Origin of the sequence: Lysinibacillus fusiformis (assembly GCF_016925635.1) — a bacterium.
Taxonomy (GTDB): Bacteria; Bacillota; Bacilli; order Bacillales_A; family Planococcaceae; genus Lysinibacillus; species Lysinibacillus fusiformis_F.
This window is the reverse complement of sequence record NZ_CP070490.1, coordinates 1,196,110-1,216,672: the sequence shown is the minus strand read 5'-3', so window position 1 is coordinate 1,216,672 and position 20,563 is coordinate 1,196,110. Positions and strand designations below refer to the sequence as shown.

The window sequence follows — 20,563 nt, the reverse complement described above, 5'->3', positions numbered from 1 at the left end:
TTAAATAAAATAAAAAATCTTTCTCTCAATAGTGGGAGAAAGATTTTTTATAGAAATGTTTTATTTAAAAACTTTATACACTTTTATCATTTTTGTCTAAAATTCTGACAATGTTAACTCATCGTATGTGACAAAGACTGTGCCCAAATTTTCTTCATTTTTTGACGACCTACTAAAACTTCCGGATGGAATTGAATATGGGCATGGGCCCTTGTTGTTTCTACATTTTTAATAGCTTGTTGAATGTCTAGTTGCGTAACGCTAGCACCTAACTTAGATGCAATCGATAGGGCAGCAACTTTTCCTTGTGCTAATGCTACTTTTGCTCCTTCAATTCCTGTAATATTGCCCGCAACATGTAAGCCCGCTAAGTTTGTCTCCATTTGTTCATTATGTAGTGGGACGAATCCACCTAATTGTTCAATATAATGGAATGGACAACCTGCTAAAGAGGCCAATTCTGCTAATGGATATAATCCTCCGGCGATACAAACAAAATCCACATCAATGCGTTTCTCACTGCCTGGAACGATAGAACCATCAACATTTACTGTTGCTAGGACGACACCTTCTACTTGCTCTTTACCAACGATTTCAATAACAGCTTTTCGCAACATAATCGGAATTCCCCACATTTTCACCCCATCTTTCGGATAGAACGTAATCCCTAATTTCTTTAGGAATTCATTTTTCATAAACTTACTACCAATCTTTATAAGTAGGGAAGGGGCCATATGAGAAACATGTAATAAAGAATTCATTACATCTAATGGGTCACTACTATCAATTGTTAATAAATTAGCTGCAGGTAATGTGATAGCTGCAACTTGCACGTCGGCGATTTGTAACTCCATAGCAATTGCAGAAGAAAGCACATTCACACCAATAATTATGCCGCGCTCGCCAGGCTTTACTCGATGCACATTTGTCATGACTTGCGCAGCCCCTACAGACATTACACCAGGCAACGTCCATCCTGGAATAGGGAACGGTGATTCGGCGGCTCCTGTAGCTAACAGCAACTGTTTTGTATGGAAAACACCTTTATTCGTATGGACTACCCAATCTTGATCCATTTTTTCTAAATCAGACACTGATGTTTGTAGTGAAAACTCGACATTCAATTCTTTAGCACGAGCTAACAAACGTTCAGATTCTGCTATGCCATTCCACCATTTATTTGGTGTTTCCTCGTAAAGTTGCCCAAGTAAACGTCCGCCTGCATATAAGTACTCATCAATAACGACAACGCCGATATTTTTTTCAGCTAAGGTGATAGCGGCAGAAAGACCAGCAGGGCCGGCACCGATGATTATCACTTTATTTTCCATGATGTTTCCTCCAATCACGTACCGTTGTTGGAAGTACTTTGCCACTCTTTACAACCATACCTTCAGCGACGGGCGTAATACATGCACGCTCCCCATCTAAGCCGTTGATATTGACACGACATTCAAAGCAATGACCAATATTACAGTAGATACCACGAGGGTGACTAGTTTCTTCGTGTACGCGCAATGTGCGGATACCTTGGGCAAGTAAGGCAGCTGCTAAAGATTCGCCTTTATATGCTTCATATAATTGATCATCAAAAGTAAAAGATACTTTTTCCTTGTGTGGCAAATCTCCCAAAATAGGATGGCTCATAATACGTTCTGTCATTATTTAACCTCCCCTAAATCCGCAAAACGCACCGGGCGAATGGGAGCTTGGTATTTTAATGATATGTCATTATTGCTTCTTGGCTGGTGGATATGTGCGATTTGGTCTACCATTGTGCGACAAGTGCGACCACCACAATAGCCCATACCTGCACGCGTACGTAATTTTAGTTCTCGTGCAGAACAATTATATTCAGATGCTGTTTTGACCAGTTCATCGAAGCTCACTTCTTCACAACGACATACGATCATCGTTTTATTTTGCATAGCCTACACCCCTAATACGAAATTTTTATTTACGTATATAGTTACTGCAAAAACTATGCCAGAAAATTTCTTATAGGAGTTTCATAAGCAACAAGCATTTGTTTAAAGTATCGAACACTGAGTGTATAAAAAAGTGGACAGTTTATAAAAATTAGACATCTATGTTTAGCCTTTTTAATCGGTTGTATAAAGTGGCTCGCGTAATGCCTAAATTTTTGGCGCAAATCTTTTTATTGCCATTCACGGAAGCAAGCTGTTGCAAAATAATTTCACGCTCATAATGTTCAAGCTGTTCATTTAATTGAGTGCCATTGCTTTGTGGCAAATCCTTTGGTATTTCCAGTAGTTCTGCTTTAGGAACGGCCGCTAAAATATCAGTTGGTAAATCTTCTAGGTGAATGGCTCCCTCGTTTGAAAATACAACTAGCCGTTCTATAACATTACTAAGTTCACGTACATTTCCTGGCCATTGATAGTGCAATAAAATATTGGCAATCTCAGGGGGAATCCCTTGAATAGGGCGGTTATATTTAATCGATTTTTCATATAAGAAATAGTTACTAATTTCTAAAATATCTGATGCTCGCTCTCGTAATGGAGGAACAGTGAAATTCACAACATTTAAGCGGTAATATAAATCTTCTCTAAATTTCCCTTCTGCAACTAATTGTTTTAAGTCCCTATTCGTAGCAGCAACTAAATTAAAATCAACATCCATTTCCTTAGTACCACCGACAGCATAAAATGTTTTCTCTTGTAGCAGTCGCAAAATTTTTACTTGCATGTCTAAAGGCATTTCACCAATTTCATCTAGAAACAGGGTGCCGCCACGGGCTAGCTCAACTTTTCCTTTTTTCCCTTTTTGATGGGCACCAGAAAAGGCACCTTTTTCATAGCCAAAAATCTCACTTTCAAATAAGCCACTAGGAATGGCCCCACAGTTGATTGCGACAAAGGGTGCTTCAGGTTTTTCACGAATGGCATGGACTGCACGAGCGAAAAGCTCTTTGCCGACCCCACTTTCACCGTAAATTAAAATATTTGCCTCTGTTTCCGCGACTTTTTTGACCTTTTCAAGCACGCTTTTAAGCTGCGGACTATTACCACGAATCAATGTAAAAGGATCATATGCTAAGCCATTTGTATTCATCTGTTTTTCTAAATTTAGCAATTTTTCCGATGTAAGATGGAGTTCCTCGTTTAATTTTTTTACATGCGTAATATCTGTCTCTGCCACCACTGCGCCAATCGTTTTATCATTTAACATAACAGGATTTGAATTAATCATCACGACAAGATCTTCACGAGGGAAATGTTGTTGCTGATAAACTGATTTCCCATGCTGCAATGTATGTAATATTTCAAGTTGATCTTCCTTAAAGAATTTAGTGATGGGCTGTCCAATAATATGATTGCCAGATACAGAAAAAATACTTTCTGCACCCTTGGTCCAATAAATGACGTTTTGATTACCATCAATGACAGTACATGACTCATTAATCGTTTCTAAAATAGTGTTTAAGTATGCGTTGATACACTCTAATTCATAGGCAAGATCATGCATTAAAGATTCTTTCCATAAATAACCTATATATTCTTTTGCTTCGTCGCGCACAAGTAAATACTCATATTCCTCTAAATAATCAAGTGCTGTTTTGAGCGGACAATCCATGCGAACAATTTGACAGGCTATATAGTTAATATCACTTTTTCTTTTGCCTCTTTTCACGGCATAAGGCTTGTCATTTTCAATAACAAAATACTGTATCTTATCATTATTCATTTTAGTAACGACTTCTTCTATAGGGATAAAAGCAAAATTCCGTTTTAGCATTTTATTCATAATTAAATGGTATGGATGCAATGTAAGTCCCCCTTCGTAACCGTATGTCAAATTTTTTAGAATATTAAAATTTATTTTGACATATAGTGGCTTCTTAATCAAACAAATTCCAGATGTTTAGATTGGCATAGTTTTTGCACAATGTTAAGTGTTAGTAAAAAAGGAGGGAGAACCTTGGGGACATCTCATCATGATATCGTTATTATTGGCGGAGGTATTATTGGAGCGGCAATTGCTTACTATTGTGCCAAGGCAGGACTTGAAATAACTGTACTCGAAAAAAATGAATTAGCGAGTGGTACATCTTCTCGTTGTGATGGCAATATTTTAGCCATCGATAAGGACCCAGGCTTTGATAGCCAAATGTCATTAGTAAGCCAACAATTAGTACATGAATTAGATAAAGACTTAGAAATTAAATTTGAATACCGTAACCCAGGAAGTATTCTTGTTTGTGAAAGTGATGTAGAAATGGAAGCTGCACAGCAATGGGTGACACGGCAAAAACAGGCGGGGTTAGATTTTAAGATGTTAGACCGCGCAGATTTAAAAAATGAATCAAAGTTTTTTGCTGATGATTTATATGGTGGACTTGAGTGTAAAACCGACTCAACAGTGAATCCGTATATGCTTACGTTTTCCATGTTTCATTCAGCAGAAAAATTTGGAGCAAAAATAAGAAAACATACCGAGGTCAGAGAGATTAAGAAGCAGTCAGATGGCACCTTTTTAATCGATACAAATGTGGAGATGATGACGGCTAATAAAGTAATTAATGCTTGTGGTATTTGGGCTCCAAGCATTGGACAGATGTTAGGCATCGATATCCCAATACAGCCGCGTAAAGGACACCTTATTGTTGCGTCACGTCAAGAGCCAGTAGGTCTTCGCAAAGTGATGGAATTTGGCTATTTAATCTCCAAATTCGGTGGACAGCGTATGGTGGATGCAGATATTGAAAAATACGGCGTTGCATTAGTTTTTGAACCGACCGAAGCACAAAATTTTTTAATCGGGAGTAGTCGTCAATTTGTTGGGTTTGATACAAAAGTAAATCATGATGTTGTCAAAATGATTGCTAGGCGTGCTATGCGCTTTTATCCGAAAATCGCCGATATGTCAATTATTCGTACATATTGTGGCTTAAGACCATGGACGGAAGATCATTTACCAATTATTTGTGAAGTAGAGCAAGTACCAGGCTTCTATATAGCGGCAGGCCATGAAGGGGACGGTATAAGCTTAGCTGCCGTTACAGGAAAACTCGTACAAGAATTGTTGCAATATAAAGATACGTGTATTCCAAAGGAGCCAGTTAATATGAATCGATTTCAGAAGGGAGTACTTCACACATGAAATTCCAAAAGCTATTTACCACAATTGATACTCATACAGGGGGCAATCCAACTCGGTCCCTTATTAGTGGTATGCCGAAATTACAAGGGGAAACGATGTCAGACAAAATGCTATATATGCAAAAACATTATGACTGGATACGCAAGTTTTTGATGAATGAACCTCGTGGCCATAGTGTTATGTCAGGCGCTATTATTACAGACCCTTGCCATCCAGATGCTGATCTTGGCGTTATTTATATCGAAACAGGTGGCTACTTGCCGATGTGTGGACATGACACGATTGGTGTTTGTACAGCACTCGTCGAAGCACAATTAATAGACATCCAAACACCATATACAAATATTACATTAGACACGCCAGCAGGTTTAATCAATGTACAAATTAAAGTAGAAGAAGGAATTGCCAAAGAAGTGACATTTAAAAATGTACCTTCATTCCTATTAAAGAAAGTTGGTATTGAAGATCCGGAGCTAGGGATTGTTGAATGCGAAATTGCCTACGGAGGCAATTTTTACGGTATTGTCGATGCTCGTAAAATAGGTCTCGATTTAACAGTAGAAAATGCGACAGCAATCATTAATACAGGTATTCGTCTCCGAAATGCTGTCAATGCCAAAGAAAAGATTGTACATCCTGAGTTTTCGTTTATTGAGGGGCTAACACATATGGAGTTTTATACGGATGCTACCAATGAATTAGCACATTTAAAAAATACAGTAGTTGTACCGCCAGGAGGAATAGACCGTTCACCATGTGGTACAGGTACGTCAGCTAAAATTGCTACGCTGTATACGAAAAATGAGCTGGCAATCAATGAACCATTTGTTTATGAAAGTATCGTAGGAACACTATTTACAGCACGTGTACTAGAGGAAGTAACTGTAGGTGATGGAATAGCTGTTATCCCAGAAGTAACAGGGTCTGCATGGGTAATGGGCATGCATAAATTCTTTTATAATGAGCAAGACCCATTAAAAGAAGGCTATTTAATGATTCCACCGATGGATCACTAAAGGAGGATATAGATGAACTATAACAAATCTTTTCAAACAATTGATACACAAGTAGTAGGAGAGGCCTTTCGTATAGTGGTGCAATCACCTATTGCCATTTATCAACAACAAATAGCAGAAGCGGCCACTGCATTAAATACACATTTTGAAAATACGAAAAACCTTTTACTAAATGAGCCACGAGGACATCGTGGTATGCATGGCTGCGTAATATTGCCATCAGCGGTCGCTTCATTCCGGTTATTATTTTTCCAACATGCAGCATCTACAGATTTTAAGTATGAGGCACTTGTAGCAACGACAACTGTATTACTAGAATGTGGCACGATTGAATTATCAAACAACAACGTTTATTCGATTGAAACGGTAAAAGGCATTCACCAAGTATATGTAAAACTTTCGGATACAAAAGATGAAGTACTGTCAGTTAATTTGACAGTGAAGCCAGCGCGTATAGCCGGTGAGCGAGTTGTAGTGGATGATGAACGACGCTATATGGTGATGGAAAAACCGCACCATATAAAGGCACTTGTACTAGATGAATTAGCTCATATTAGCACTTGGGGAATAACTGAAAGTGCCAAATATCATGATGCAGATGGTGTTATCGTGTATGAAAAATTAGACAGTATGGTACGTTCAGTAACATTTGAGCGAGATGGCTATATTTTACGTTCACCAAGTGTTGATAGCACATTAGCATTAACGGCAATATTAGGTGATCAAGCTGTTCAAATAAATAGTAGTATTTTCGGCAGCAGTATCGAGTTGATACGAACAGATGAAGTTGGCTACGAAATTGCATTAAAAGGATATATCACAGGAATCCATCAATTTGTAGTAGACAGCGAAGATCCATTACAACAAGGATTCATCATTGTGTAATAACTAAAACAGAGGAGGAAAGAATGATGAAAAAATTAGAAGGTGTATTTCCAGTATTAGTAACGCCGATGTTAAATCAAACAGACATTGATTGGGATGGTTTCCGTCAAAATATTGAACATTTTATTGAAGCAGGAGTAACAGGGATTGCAATTAACGGTAGTACAGGGGAATTTGTAAGTTTATCAAAAGAAGAACGCTTTAAAGCGGTAGAAGTAGCAGTAGATCAAATTAAAGGTCGTATTACGTTAATCGTAGGGACAGCTGCAGAAACGACAGCGGATGCTGTTGCCTATACGCAACAAGCTGAACAGGCTGGAGCAGATGCTGCTTTACTCATTAACTCCTATTATGCTCATCCGAAAGATGAAGAAATATATTTACACTTTAAAACAGTAGCGGAGTCGGTAAGCTTCCCAATTATGATTTATAATAATCCATTCACTTCGGGTGTGGATATTGGTTTAGAGACGATATTAAAAGTAGGCAGAGAAGTACCAAACATCACACATGTTAAAGAATCGAGTGGTAGCATCGGCAAAGCACGTGATATTGTACGTCAAGGACAAGACGATATTAAAGTATTTTGTGGATCAGAAGATTTAGCAATCGAATCATTCCTTGTTGGTGCTGTCGGTTGGATTTCTGTATCAGGGAACATCGTGCCTGAACTCGTAACTGAACTATACAACAATGTACAAGAGGGTAATCTAGAGAAGGCATGGTCCATTTACGATCGTCTTTTACCATTGTGTGCGTTTTTAGAAGGCTCAGGCAAATATGTACAAATTACTAAACGTGCAATGGAGCTAAAAGGTTGGGCAGGTGGACCATGTCGTTTACCGCGCCTGCCACTAACGGCAGAAGAAGATGCACAATTAAAAGCTATTTTGGCAGACTTAGATGTGTTGGTTACTGAACTTCATTAACAAAAGGGGTGTCGAATATGGAGGCTTTATTAACGCTGAAACCAAAAGTACTAGAATTTTTACATTCACCGGTTGGATTATACATTAACGGTGAATACGTGGCATCTCAATCAGGTAAGAGCTTTGACGTATTAAATCCAGCAAATGAAGAGGTCATTGCAACAGTAAGTGAGGCGCAAGCTGAAGACATCAACATCGCAGTATTAGCAGCACAAAAAGCATTTGACGGTGAGTGGTCTTTAATGGAGGCAGCTGAACGTTCACGGATTATATATAAATTTGCGGATTTATTAGAAGAACACCGTGAGGAATTAGCGCAGTTAGAATCATTAGATAATGGGAAGCCTTACGAAATAGCATTAGCTGATGATGTAGATGGTACTGTGCAACATTTCCGTTATTATGCAGGTTGGGCAACAAAAATAACAGGGCAAACAGTCCAAGTATCTAAAAATTATTTAAACTATACGGTTCATGAGCCAGTAGGGGTTGTTGGACAAATTATTCCGTGGAATTTCCCGCTTGCCATGGCTGCATGGAAATTAGGCGCTGCATTAGCAGTTGGTTGTACCGTCGTTATTAAACCAGCAGCGGAAACATCGTTGTCATTATTATATGTAGGGAAATTAATGAAACAAGCCGGTTTGCCGGATGGTGTTGTGAACATTGTTCCTGGTACAGGAGAGGCAGGAGAGGCAATTGTCACACATAAAGGTGTCGCAAAGGTTGCATTTACTGGCTCAACTAAAACGGGCATTCATGTTATGAAAAAAGCCGCAGATGATGTGAAGAGTGTTACGTTAGAACTCGGTGGTAAATCGCCAGCTATCGTGTTAGCAGATGCTGATATAGAAACTGCAATAGAAGGTACATTTGCAGGGACAATGTATAATCATGGACAAAACTGTAGTGCTTGTACCCGCGTATTTGTGCATAGTAGTCTGTACAATCAATTCGTGGAGAAGCTTGCTGAAAAGGCACAAGAAGTAAAACTAGGACCTGGATTAGATCCACAGACAGAAATGGGACCACTCGTGTCGCAAAAACAATTCAATACAGTTCTTGGTTTTATCGAAAAAGGAAAGGCAGAAGGCGCACGACTTGTAGCAGGTGGTGGGCGTGCATTTAACAAAGGTTACTTCGTACAACCTACTGTATTTGCAGATGTACAAGATGATATGACAATTGCTCAAGAAGAAATTTTTGGGCCAGTTATGTCCATCTTTTCGTTTGAAACAATAGAAGAAGTTATTGCACGTGCAAATGATAGTAAGTATGGACTGGCTGCAAGTATTTGGACGGAAAATGTGAAAAAAGCGCATTATATCTCTAGTAAACTACAAGCAGGAACAGTATGGATCAATGACTTTGGTTTAGAATGGGAAACAATGCCGTTTGGTGGCTATAAACAATCAGGTATTGGACGAGAAATGGGTGGCGAATACGGCCTGTCCAACTATACAGAAATAAAAAGTGTTTTTGTTAATATGAAGCAAAATTGATTGAGTAACCCCCTTAAATTCATATATAGAAAAGGAGCTACCTACAATGAGATAGCTCCTTTTCAAATGCTTAACTAAACTGAATCTCCTTGCGTCGTGAAGAAGATGGGATATTCATTTCCTCACGATATTTAGTAATCGTACGACGTGAAATTTCGATACCATGACTGGCTTTGAAATAATTAGAGATTTTTTGATCAGAGCAAGGTTTATTTTTATTTTCGTTTTTAATATAATCTGCTAACAGCGATTTTACCGTAATTTGTGACACGCTATCGCCATTCGTTGTTTGTAATTTTGAAGTAAATAAATCACGAAGCTCATATGTGCCATAAGGTGTTTGTACGTATTTATTTGTTGTGACACGACTAACTGTTGATTCATGTACACCTATTTGCTCTGCAACTTCTCGTAATGTAAGAGGCTGTATCGCAGCAAAACCATGTGTAAAAAAAGCTTCTTGCTTGTCAATTAGCGCCGTCATAATTTTGATAATCGTATGGCGCCGTTGTTCGATACTACTAACGAGCCATTGATAATCGGATAAGTGCTTTTTAAAATAACCCTTTTCAGAAGAATTGCTCGTAATATACGGAACATAGTCAGGGTGAAGTTTGAGTTTAGGCAAGTAATAGTCATTTAAAGAAAACGTAATAGCATCATCCTGCACTTGTACAATAATGTCTGGCGTATTGTGTTGGATGGCTTCTTGATGGAACAGTGAGCTTAGCTTTGGCTGTAAAGTTAGAATAAATTGATAAATGGCTTGCATATCACAAAGCGAGATATTCAAATCATGAGCGATTTGTTTCCATTTTTTATTTGCAAACGCTTCTAAATGATTGGCAATCACTTCATCAGTATGTTTTGGACTATCATGACGATAAATTGTTTGTAACAGCAAACATTCTTGTAAACTGCGTGCACCAACACCAAGAGGGCCAATGGTTTGTAATAAGTGAATACCTCTATGAATTTCTTGGTCCTGATAAATAGGTGCAATTGGTAGCTCATAGTAACCGTTGTCATCCAAATGATAAATAATATGTTTAAGTAATTTAATATCTGTGTCTTTAGAGAAAGTTAACTTCACTTGTTCAAATAAATCATCGCGAATATTTTGTTCATATTTAGATAAAGTATCTACCATGTTTGTTTGACGAGTTACAGCTTTTGACGTGGGCACACGTTCTGGGAATGTTGGCTCAATCAATGCTATTAATGGATTCATCAGCTCTTGTTCACGGATAAACTGCTCTAGTTCCTGTGTAGAATACTGTAGCAATTCAATGGCTTGGCGAAGTTGTACGGTCATCACTAAATTCAAATCTTGTGTTTGTTTCATTGATAGATGCATAATAAAACCTCGATTCTCTATTTAATTGCCATAAAACTATAGAAAATGATGTTCGTAATGAAAATATAATCGTGTCAGTTGTATTTTCCTCATCAGCGGTGACTAAAATTTTTGACATATAGGATGTCATCTGCAAGGAATTATCTATAATTGCTGTTAGTAAAAGAAGTAGCCAATGTGTCAAAAAAATAAACATTGTGACACCAAGTGTATAAAATTTAGAAATTTTCTCCGCACAGTATGAATTGATTATAAAATAATAAGCTCCTTTGGAGAGTGCGTAATGATTTCAATGCCATCTTTTGTGATAACGACATCATCTTCTATTCGAACACCACCTAAATCGGCTATATAAATACCAGGTTCCACTGTAAGTACCATATTCTCTTCTAGCATATCTTCACAAACAGTAGACATAAAAATATTTTCATGGATATCTAAGCCGATACCGTGCCCAGAACCGTGACCATAAAGTTCGCCATAACCTTTGTCTTTAATGTAATCGCGGCTATAGCTATCTGCTTCTTTCCCTGTAATACCAGCCTTCATATGCGTGAGTGCATGTTGCAACGAGTCGTAAACGATTTGATAGATTTCTTTTAATTTTTCTGGTGGCTCACCAACAGCGATTGTTCGCGTCATATCTGAACGATAACCTTGATAATAAGCACCGAAGTCTAGTGTCAGCATATCGCCTTGTTCTACGATTTTGTAAGTTGCAACACCATGTGGTAGGGCGGAGCGCTTACCAGAAGCAATAATCATATCGAATGCAGCCCCAGCAGCCCCATTTTTACGCATATGTGCTTCTAATTCATTGGCAATGTCAACCTCTGAAACGCCAGGTTTAATAAATTTTAAAATATGTTGGAATGCCTCGTCTGAAATCCACGCGGCTTTTTTTATCAGTTCAATTTCCTCTGGCGTTTTAATCATCCGCAAATCTTCCACAATATTAGATAGCGGTTTTAATGTTGCCGTTAGTTTACTAGCCATCAATTGATACGTATAGTAACTCACATGCTGTTGTTCAAATCCAACCGTTTGGATAGATTCTGCGTCTAAAATCGCTTGAATCGTGTCATATAAATGTGCGCGATCTATTTGGCGTACATCAAAAGCACCGCTTTGTTTCGTTGCCTGTTCGGTATAACGAAAATCAACAAGTAAAATTGCTTGTGTTGGTGTAATTACTACTGTACCAGCACTCCCCGTAAACCCAGTTAAATAACGACGGTTTTGGTCGTTTGTTATAATAAGCGCCTCTGTTTCTTGTTTCTGTAATGCAACTCGTACTTTTTGTAATTGTGACATGTTCTAATTCCCCCTTTTAAGAATATATTGCAATTTCTATGCCAGTTTTATAAGCCTAAAAAAGTATCGGCATGATAATTGCATATAAATTAGTCAGTACGGTATCTATCGTGCAATAAAATCAAAGGGGTTTTGAGTATGGCTAAAAAGACGATATGGCTCGTTGTATTGTTAGGTCTTATGCTCGTTGTATTAGTTGGCTGCTATGGTAAAGAAGACAATTCAGCCGGTAGCTCAACTGGGGGAAAAAGTACGGACAATGAAGCTACTGATGGGGGACAGTCTGCTATTGCACAGGAACTTAATTTAGTTGCGGGCGGTGATTTAACGACGATGAGTTCTTTAGGAAGTGTAGATGCACTAGCTGTTACGGCGATGAATTCAGTATTTGAGGGATTATATCGCATTGGACCAGAAAACACGCCAGTGCCAGGTATGGCAGCGTCATATGAAGTCTCAGAAGATGGGACGGTGTATACGTTCAAATTACGTGAAGATGCAGTTTGGAGCAATGGCACTCCGGTTACGGCGCATGACTTTGTCTACGCTTGGAAAAGAGCCATTAATCCTGAAACACAAGCAATTTATTCTTATTTAATGCTCGATATTAAAAATGCTACAAATGTGCAAACCGAAGGAGATCCGCTGTTTGGTAAAGTAGATGAAATTGGTATAAAAGCGCTAAATGATTTTACGCTTGAGGTGCAATTGAACGCACCAATTCCATATTTTTTAAGCTTAACAACTTACGCGCCATTCTTCCCGTTAAATGAAGAATTTACAGAGGCACAAGGTGATCAATACGCGTTAGAAGCAGCAAATATGATTTATAATGGTCCATTTATTATGGAGTCTTGGCAACATGGACAAGGATGGACTTTTGTGAAGAATGAAAACTATTGGGACAAAGAGGCTGTTAAGTTAACGAAAATAACGCAAAAAATTGTAAAAGATACAGCTACAGCAGTCAATTTATATGAGGCAGGGGAAATTGATACGACTGAGTTATCAAGTGAGTATGTAGCGCAATACAAAGATAGCCCCGAATATTCAACATTTTTAAAACCAAATACGTATTTTATTCGTATGAATCATGAAAATAAGTTTTTAGCGAATAAGAACATTCGTAAAGCGATTGATATGGCTTGGGATAAACAAGGTTTTGCGGATGTCATTTTACAGGATGGTTCTATTCCGGCTTACTATTTAGTTCCTCAAGGTTTATCAACGGATGAGAATGGCGCTGATTTCCGCGAAGCGAATGGCGATATGAATAAGACGGATATTGAAGCGGCGAAAAAGGCATGGGCTACTGGTTTACAAGAACTTGGAGTTGATAAAGTAAATCTCGATTTTTTAACATATGACCGAGCAGAATCAAAAAAGGCTGCTGAATTTATTAAAAATCAATTAGAAACGAATCTTGCTGGCTTAGAGCTAACGATTAATATGCAGCCGAATAAACAAAAACTAGCATTAGAAGGCGCTGTTGATTACGATTTAGACTATGGTGGCTGGGGTCCAGACTATCAAGATCCGATGACATATATTGATTTATTTGAATCAACAGCCTACTATAATCAATCCCACTATAAAAATACAGAAGTGGATGCGTTAATTAAGCAAGCAAAAACGACTGCTGATATTGCGGAGCGCTGGCAATTAATGCAACAAGCTGAAAAACGGATGATGGAAGATGTTGCATTTGCTCCAACATTCCAAAAAGGTGTAAGTCGTTTGAAGAAGCCATATGTGAAAAATTTATATGAACATCCATTCTCAGCGGATATTAGCTATAAATGGGTTGAAATCGAAAAGTAATAAAACATGGCATTAGGGATAAGGGAAAGAGGCTGGGACAGAATTCGATTATATTGAAAAACAATAAAAATTGATAATAGCTTTTTCACTTTAAGAAGTTAAATATGCCTTCCTAAATCAAAAAAATGTTAGACCAATTATATCTTGGTCTAACATTTTTTCTTTTTGTCCCAGCCTCTTTTTTTCTATCACGTTGATGTCCGCTGCGGCGGTGCTTTCCGCGGGCACACCGTAAGCCGCAACCCCTCGCTAGCGCGTGGGCTTGTTGCGTCTTACATTGTGTGCTGTTCCCGCCTCCGCTACCATCAACTAGTGGTATCTTCTGAATTTTTAGTTAATGGAAAAGAAAAGAATAGCTAAAGCTTCATTTCTCACGATGATATTCGCTACGGCGGATGCTTGTAGTGAAGGGTTGCTCGACTACTAAGGGAAAGCGTGAGACTTAGGACACCGAAGGTAGCATAGCAGAGGAGGCTTAAGCCATGACCGCAAACGAGCAACCCGTAACGGAAATCAATAGGCCATGGCATGCCCCTCTATGAATAGGTAGTGGTAAGGCATACTGATGTTAGTGATGAGTCAATACAACATAACAGATAAAAGAGTAGTGATAAGACAACCGAGCGTTCCTGCTACTAGAAGAGGATACGTAAAGGAATATGTAGGCGCTTGGATAAATTCCAGATTATCATCTAATTCAAAGGCGTACGCTCCATTTTTTGAAACACGAGCAAAAAAACGTTTAAAGCTATAACCAATGCCGTTGAAAAACCCACCTTGCACAACAAATAACGAGCCACCAATGATTGTACAAGCAAGAGAAAGAAGAAACGTGTAGTTAATCATTGTTAGTAGTGAGACAGCTTGTTTTGATAATAATGTATAAAACAAGGAACATAAAAAAATACAAACTGTTATTATCATTACTTTAATTAACCTCATAGCAAAATACCTTTAGCGTTTGTTTGGTGATATTGCATTAGTTCATCCTCCGTAAGCATGACAAAATGACCTGGACGGACTTCTATAAACTTTTCATTTGCTCGATCATTGGCGTTGTATTTCATTTCATTAAAAATAATCCTTTGTCGTTCACGCTCTAATTTAGGGTCAGGCAGAGGAATAGCTGATAACAAAGATTTTGTATAAGGATGGATAGGGTGGTCATAAAGTTCCTGACTTTCCGCTAACTCAACAATTTTACCCCGATGCATGACCCCGATACGATTACTTATATATTTCACCATCGATAAATCGTGTGCAATAAATAAATACGTTAATCCTCGTTCCTTCTGTAGCTTTTTCAGTAAATTAACGATTTGCGCTTGAATGGACACGTCCAATGCAGAAATTGGTTCATCGGCAATAATTAATTCCGGCTCTACAGCCAGTGCACGAGCAATACCAATGCGCTGACGTTGTCCACCACTTAGTTCATGTGGATAACGATTCGCATATTCCTTTGTTAAGCCTACAATATTTAAAAGCTCATAAATATTTGATTTCCATTCACTTTTCGGTACGCCATGAATAGCAAGACCTTCAGCGATGATGTCTGCTATTTTCATACGTGGATTAAGTGAAGAATAGGGGTCTTGGAAAATCATTTGGACTTTGCGATTGAAGGCAAGCTTCTCTTGTTTTGTCTTCACATCATGAATAGATTGCCCATCAATTTGGATGGTGCCATCTGTTATTGTATTGAGTCCGATTATAGAGCGGCCTGTAGTGGATTTGCCACAGCCTGATTCACCAACTAAACCAAAAATTTCCCCTTTATAAATATCAAAAGTAATACCATCAATCGCTTTGTTAATCGTATTTTTTCCTAATTTAAAATATTGCTTTACTTTCTTTAAGGATAAATACGGATTGTTAGTATCGAATACTGGTGTTTCTGCACGTTCCTTGTGCTGTTCCTGCGCTAGCTGTTGATGAATCGGTATCATAGTAGGTGCTTGCTTATGCAGTAGCCAAGTTGCTGCATAATGAGTATCGCTAACCTTAAACATAGGTGGTTCCTCTAGAAAATCGATTTTGAGTGCTTGTTTATTGCGAGCCGCAAAGGCATCTCCTACAGGTGGTTGTAAGAGGTTAGGCGGTATCCCCGGAATGGCATATAACGATTCTGAATCGATATCTGGATTTGGCATCGCAGCGAGTAGTCCCTGTGTATAAGGATGTTGACAGTGGTAAAAAATCTCATCTACTAAGCCAATTTCAACAATTTTACCTGCATACATTACGGCAACACGATCAGCCATTTTTGCGACAACCCCTAAATCATGGGTAATGAAAATAATCGATAGATTCATCTTTTTTTGGATGTTTTTAAGCAATTCTAATATTTGGGCTTGGATTGAAACATCCAATGCCGTAGTCGGTTCATCTGCAATAATAATGCGCGGTTCGCACGCGAGTGCCATTGCAATGACAATTCTTTGACGCATGCCACCTGAAAATTGATGTGGGTATTGCTTATAGCGTTTATCTGCTTCTTTAATACCAACAAGCTGTAATAATTCAATGACACGCTCTGTTATGTGCTTGCCACGTAAAGACGTATGTTTTTTAATGCTTTCTGCAATTTGACTGCCAATCGTCATCGTAGGGTTTAACGCTGTCATAGGATCTTGGAAAACCATTGAGATTTCAGCCCCGCGAAGCCTACGCATTTGCTGTTCACTGTAATCTAAAATATTTTTATGTTGATAAAAGATTTGGCCATTTTTAATCATTGTTGTTTCACTAGGATTTAAGCGTAATAGGCTTTTTGAAGTAACCGATTTTCCAGAGCCTGATTCGCCAACGATTGCTAATGTTTCACCTTCATATAAGTCAAACGAAACATTGCGTACAGCTTGTACTTCGCCACTATAAGTGTTGAAGGAAACACTAAGATTTTTGACTTCTAAAATTGTTTTCATCGTGAACACCTCCTTATTTACGTACTTTTGGATCGAATGCATCGCGCAGTCCATCTCCAAGTAAATTGAAGCTAATCATAATTAAGCTAATAATTATAGAAGAAACAATCATGCCATGTGGGTAAATGCGCAATAGTTTATATGAGTCATTGACAATTGTTCCTAAGGAAGCAGTAGGTGGTTGTAGACCTAATCCGATAAAACTTAGTAGGGCTTCTGTGAAAATGGCGCCAGGTATAGTAAAAGTAGTAGCGACAATAATCGATCCAAGAGTGTTAGGAATCAAATGCTTCCAAATTAATCGTTGGTTACTAGCTCCAAGTGTTCTGGAGGCAAGTACATATTCATATGATTTTAGCTTTAATATTTGTGCACGAACGATACGGGCCATACTAATCCAGCCAACGATAACCATTGCGAGTGTAATGGAAAGGATGCCGGGCTTCAAAATAAGAATAAGAAGAATATTGACAATTAATCCTGGAATACCAACTAACACTTCAATAATACGTTGCATTACATTGTCAGTGCGGCCGCCATAAAAGGCTGAAATAGCACCGTAAGCAACGCCGATAATTAAATCAATCGTAGCTGCGAGAAAGGCAATATAAAGTGAAATACGAGTGCCTTGCCAAATACGTGTCCATAAATCTCGTCCTAATTCATCTGTACCGAACCAAAAATATTCGGTAATACCTTTTTTTTCGTATTGATCCACACCACGCCCGTCGACGCCGTTCAAACCTAAGAATGGCAGATGTTCGAGAACGGGAACTTTTGGCGGTAAATTGGTGCGCGCAATGTTTTGTTCGTCATAGCCGTGACTATTCATAAATGGTCCGAAAATAGCTAATAAAATAACGAAAATAATAATACATAAGCCAACAATGGCTGCTTTATTTTTACGTAAACCACGCCAAGCATCTTGCCAAAATGATTGCTCAGGTCGAAGTACAATATCAGAGACGATATCTGCTTGAGAGGCAAGTTCAAACAAATCGGCAGGATAATGCTTTGTTTCTTCAGTGATTTTTGCTGTCATAAATTATTCGCCTCCCGCTACACGAATACGAGGATCAATGAACCCGTATAGAATATCAATAATTAAAATGACACTGACAAATAAAACGGCGTAAAAAATCGTTGTGCCCATAATCAGTTGATAATCATTTGTAATAATTGAATTAACAAATTGTTCCCCTAAACCAGGGATACTAAAAATTTTCTCAATAACAAGTGAACCAGTAATCGTATTCACAGTTAAAGGTCCGATAATTGTAATGATTGGAATAAGCGCATTGCGAATGCCATGCTTTGTAATAATATAAGCATTCGATAATCCTTTTGATTGAGCGGTTAAAATATATTCTTGGTTAAGTACCTCTAACATTTCAATGCGTGTAAAGCGGGCAATGGTTGCTACAACGCCAACTGCTAAAGCGATGGTTGGTAAAATCGAGTATTCAAAACCGTTCCAAAAAGCAATCGGGAGCCAGCCGAGTTTAACACCAACCCAATATTGTAAAAAACCCGCAAATACAAATGATGGAATAGATATACCGAGTACGGCTAAGACGGTTGCACCGTAATCGATTATGGTGTTATGTTTTAATGCTGCAACGATACCTAACAGTAAGCCGATAATAGTTCCGACAAATACGGCTTGGAATCCGAGGATAGCCGAGGCGCCAATGCGTTCTTGAATAATTTTAGTAACCGGACGATTATCAAAAACAAAAGAAACACCTAAATCCCCTTGAATAAGATTCGACAGGTAAATCCCAAACTGTACAGGTACTGGCTTATCTAGGCCGTATTTTTTGTACAGTAATTCTTTTTGTGTTTCGGGTAACCGTTCATCGTTGAATGGAGAACCAGGTAGAGCTTTCATAAGAAAAAATGAAAGCAAGATGATTATAAATAACGTGATCATCATATAGCCGATTCGGGTGAAAATGTAGCGAATCATGGAAAGGACCTCCTACTAAATTTAGTGTGTTGAATCTATTATTTTATTTGCAAGATTAGTGCCAAAAAAAAAGGAGCAAACTCGAAAAATCGAATTTACTCCATTTGTGTTAAGCCTATTATAAAATTTGTAATTCTCGTGGAAAGGTAGTAAGCACTTCAGCTTCACCAAGTTCATTTATATAAACATTGTCCTCAATACGAACGCCACCATAATTCGGTATATAAATACCAGGTTCAATTGTAAAGACCATCCCTATTGTGATTAAATCATTGTTTGCTGCATGGACAGAAGGTTCTTCATGGACTTCAATGCCAAGTCCGTGACCGACACGGTTGTTAAAATAGTCACCATAGCCTTTGTTTTCAATAACTGCTCTTGCGGTTAAGTCAACTTGTTTTAATGGAATATTTGCTTTTGCTGCCTTGATACCGGCAAGTGTGGAAGCGAGTACAGTGTCATAAATTTCTCGTTGTTTATCTGTCGCTTCACCAACGATAAATGTTCTTGTGATGTCAGAGCAATAGCCATCTTTAACGACGCCCATGTCAATTAGCACAAAGTCCCCGTTCTCGATTTTTCGCATACTAGGATGGCCATGTGGTAGGGCAGCATTTTCACCAGACAAAATAATCGAGGCGAAGGACTGACCATCTGCTCCAAATTTGCGCATTAAATATTCTAGCTCAGCAACAAGCTCTAATTCTGTCATACCAATATGAATTTTTTTAATGCCCTCCGACATAACCTGCTCAATAATATGAATGGCTACTTTCAGCTGATTGATTTCATCGCGCGTTTTATGTAAGCGTTGTGTATTAACTAGCTGTTGAATATCTGTCACTTGGACATTTAATGCACCTATTAGCTCTAAATAGCGTGCCAGTGTGAGTGTCTTAGCTTCCACACCAGCAGTCTGTCCAAGATTTCCGATTGTATTTTTGACAACTTCAAATGGTATTTGCTCATCAGTTATTGGTACGATGCGTTGAAGATGAGCAACTTGTTCAGCTGCTGCTAAATCTAAAGCGGGAACATATAATATTTCTTCATTTGTTTTCGTATTGAAAACAAGAGCCATAAAGCGTTCATGTGGATTCGATAAAAAGCCAGTGTAATAAAAAATATTGGCAGGCGATGTTATAAAAGCAATATCCACCTCAAGCTTTGATTTAAATATCGCTCTACGAGTTTTATAAATAGTAGACATATATTTCCTCCTCATCTATTTTTGTAAGTAATAATAGCATATAAACGAAAAAATAAAATATTATTGTAGAATAGGTCGAATTCTATAAAAAAAGTATTGCATTGTAGATTTTTCTATGTTATATTTATAAATGTCTTAAAGAGGTCCCGTGGTGTAGCGGTTAACATGCCTGCCTGTCACGCAGGAGATCGCCGGTTCGATCCCGGTCGGGACCGCCATTTAAATTGATATTACAGTCCTTATGATTTTACATCATAGGGGCTTTTTTGTTTGATCGGATATTTATCCAATTCATCATGTAGAAGCTTATTAGCAAAATTGAGTAGAAATTACATGACAAGTGACTAACTCCTAAAGGATCAACATCTCCTAGTAGAAACAAAGGGGCTAAAAGTATAACATTCTGTATCGTCTCTAAGACCAACCTCCCTTTATTTTTTCACAAATAACATCTATTTCCCTAAAAACATATCAACCGTATCTAGAAAACAGCTAAATCCTTGTGA

The 20,563-nt window shown here is 38.2% G+C and carries 17 protein-coding genes and 1 tRNA gene; 7 read left to right on the top strand and 11 right to left on the bottom strand.

Features of this window, described 5'->3' with window-relative positions:
• Positions 1-113 precede the first annotated feature (113 nt).
• The 4 genes from JTI58_RS06030 to JTI58_RS06015 form a co-directional block, all read right to left on the bottom strand.
• Positions 114-1,331, bottom strand: a complete 1,218-nt coding sequence (locus tag JTI58_RS06030; protein WP_205445885.1) for an NAD(P)/FAD-dependent oxidoreductase — start codon at positions 1,329-1,331, stop codon at positions 114-116.
• Positions 1,321-1,662, bottom strand: a complete 342-nt coding sequence (locus JTI58_RS06025) for a (2Fe-2S)-binding protein (protein WP_205445884.1) — start codon at positions 1,660-1,662, stop codon at positions 1,321-1,323. The genes JTI58_RS06030 and JTI58_RS06025 overlap by 11 nt, the downstream gene beginning before the upstream one ends.
• The gene (locus JTI58_RS06020; RefSeq protein WP_205445883.1) at positions 1,662-1,928 is read right to left on the bottom strand and encodes a (2Fe-2S)-binding protein; all 267 of its coding nucleotides are present in this window, start codon (positions 1,926-1,928) and stop codon (positions 1,662-1,664) included. Before JTI58_RS06020 ends, JTI58_RS06025 begins: the two co-directional genes overlap by 1 nt.
• A 151-nt stretch (positions 1,929-2,079) precedes the next feature.
• A complete protein-coding gene (locus JTI58_RS06015) occupies positions 2,080-3,771 on the bottom strand; it encodes a sigma-54 interaction domain-containing protein (RefSeq protein WP_205447142.1) in 1,692 nt (563 codons plus the stop codon).
• Positions 3,772-3,945: 174 nt separating this feature from the next.
• Between JTI58_RS06015 and JTI58_RS06010 the strand changes: the two genes are divergently transcribed.
• Genes JTI58_RS06010 through JTI58_RS05990 form a run of 5 tightly spaced genes read left to right on the top strand, consistent with a single transcriptional unit; the run spans position 3,946 to position 9,459 of the window.
• On the top strand, positions 3,946-5,127 hold the full coding sequence (locus JTI58_RS06010) for an NAD(P)/FAD-dependent oxidoreductase (RefSeq protein ID WP_243456330.1): 1,182 nt from the start codon (positions 3,946-3,948) through the stop codon (positions 5,125-5,127).
• Positions 5,124-6,143, top strand: a complete 1,020-nt coding sequence (locus JTI58_RS06005) for a proline racemase family protein (protein WP_205445881.1) — start codon at positions 5,124-5,126, stop codon at positions 6,141-6,143. Before JTI58_RS06010 ends, JTI58_RS06005 begins: the two co-directional genes overlap by 4 nt.
• 12 nt (positions 6,144-6,155) lie before the next feature.
• Positions 6,156-7,028, top strand: coding sequence for a proline racemase family protein (locus JTI58_RS06000; protein ID WP_205445880.1), 873 nt, complete (start codon positions 6,156-6,158; stop codon positions 7,026-7,028).
• Positions 7,029-7,054: 26 nt separating this feature from the next.
• A complete protein-coding gene (dapA, locus tag JTI58_RS05995; protein WP_205445879.1) occupies positions 7,055-7,957 on the top strand; it encodes a 4-hydroxy-tetrahydrodipicolinate synthase in 903 nt (300 codons plus the stop codon).
• Positions 7,958-7,974: 17 nt separating this feature from the next.
• On the top strand, positions 7,975-9,459 hold the full coding sequence (locus JTI58_RS05990; protein WP_205445878.1) for an aldehyde dehydrogenase family protein: 1,485 nt from the start codon (positions 7,975-7,977) through the stop codon (positions 9,457-9,459).
• Between the two features lie 70 nt (positions 9,460-9,529).
• On the opposite strand, the gene rpoN is transcribed toward JTI58_RS05990, so the two are convergent.
• Entirely contained in the window at positions 9,530-10,816 is a 1,287-nt protein-coding gene (rpoN, locus tag JTI58_RS05985) for an RNA polymerase factor sigma-54 (RefSeq protein WP_205445877.1), read from the bottom strand.
• A 249-nt stretch (positions 10,817-11,065) separates the two neighbouring features.
• Positions 11,066-12,130 (bottom strand): M24 family metallopeptidase, encoded by a 1,065-nt coding sequence (locus JTI58_RS05980; RefSeq protein WP_205445876.1) that lies wholly within the window; start codon positions 12,128-12,130, stop codon positions 11,066-11,068.
• A gap of 138 nt (positions 12,131-12,268) precedes the next feature.
• On the opposite strand from JTI58_RS05980, the gene JTI58_RS05975 reads away from it, so the two are divergent.
• Positions 12,269-13,951 carry a peptide ABC transporter substrate-binding protein gene (locus JTI58_RS05975; RefSeq protein ID WP_205445874.1) on the top strand — a complete coding sequence of 561 codons (1,683 nt, stop codon included), beginning with the start codon at positions 12,269-12,271 and terminating at the stop codon, positions 13,949-13,951.
• Positions 13,952-14,530: 579 nt separating this feature from the next.
• Here the strand turns inward: JTI58_RS05975 and JTI58_RS05970 are convergent.
• From JTI58_RS05970 to JTI58_RS05950, 5 genes are all read right to left on the bottom strand, one after another.
• Positions 14,531-14,875 carry a DUF3899 domain-containing protein gene (locus JTI58_RS05970; protein ID WP_243456328.1) on the bottom strand — a complete coding sequence of 115 codons (345 nt, stop codon included), beginning with the start codon at positions 14,873-14,875 and terminating at the stop codon, positions 14,531-14,533.
• A gap of 14 nt (positions 14,876-14,889) precedes the next feature.
• Complete coding sequence (locus JTI58_RS05965) at positions 14,890-16,878, bottom strand: ABC transporter ATP-binding protein (RefSeq protein ID WP_205445872.1); 1,989 nt, start codon at positions 16,876-16,878, stop codon at positions 14,890-14,892.
• A gap of 13 nt (positions 16,879-16,891) precedes the next feature.
• Positions 16,892-17,920 (bottom strand): oligopeptide ABC transporter permease, encoded by a 1,029-nt coding sequence (opp3C, locus tag JTI58_RS05960; RefSeq protein ID WP_205445871.1) that lies wholly within the window; start codon positions 17,918-17,920, stop codon positions 16,892-16,894.
• A 3-nt stretch (positions 17,921-17,923) separates the two neighbouring features.
• Positions 17,924-18,847 carry an oligopeptide ABC transporter permease gene (opp3b, locus tag JTI58_RS05955; protein WP_205445869.1) on the bottom strand — a complete coding sequence of 308 codons (924 nt, stop codon included), beginning with the start codon at positions 18,845-18,847 and terminating at the stop codon, positions 17,924-17,926.
• 118 nt (positions 18,848-18,965) lie between these two features.
• The gene (locus tag JTI58_RS05950) at positions 18,966-20,057 is read right to left on the bottom strand and encodes a M24 family metallopeptidase (protein ID WP_205445867.1); all 1,092 of its coding nucleotides are present in this window, start codon (positions 20,055-20,057) and stop codon (positions 18,966-18,968) included.
• A gap of 142 nt (positions 20,058-20,199) precedes the next feature.
• On the opposite strand from JTI58_RS05950, the gene JTI58_RS05945 reads away from it, so the two are divergent.
• A tRNA-Asp gene (locus tag JTI58_RS05945) sits at positions 20,200-20,275 on the top strand.
• The last annotated feature ends 288 nt before the right edge of the window (positions 20,276-20,563 follow it).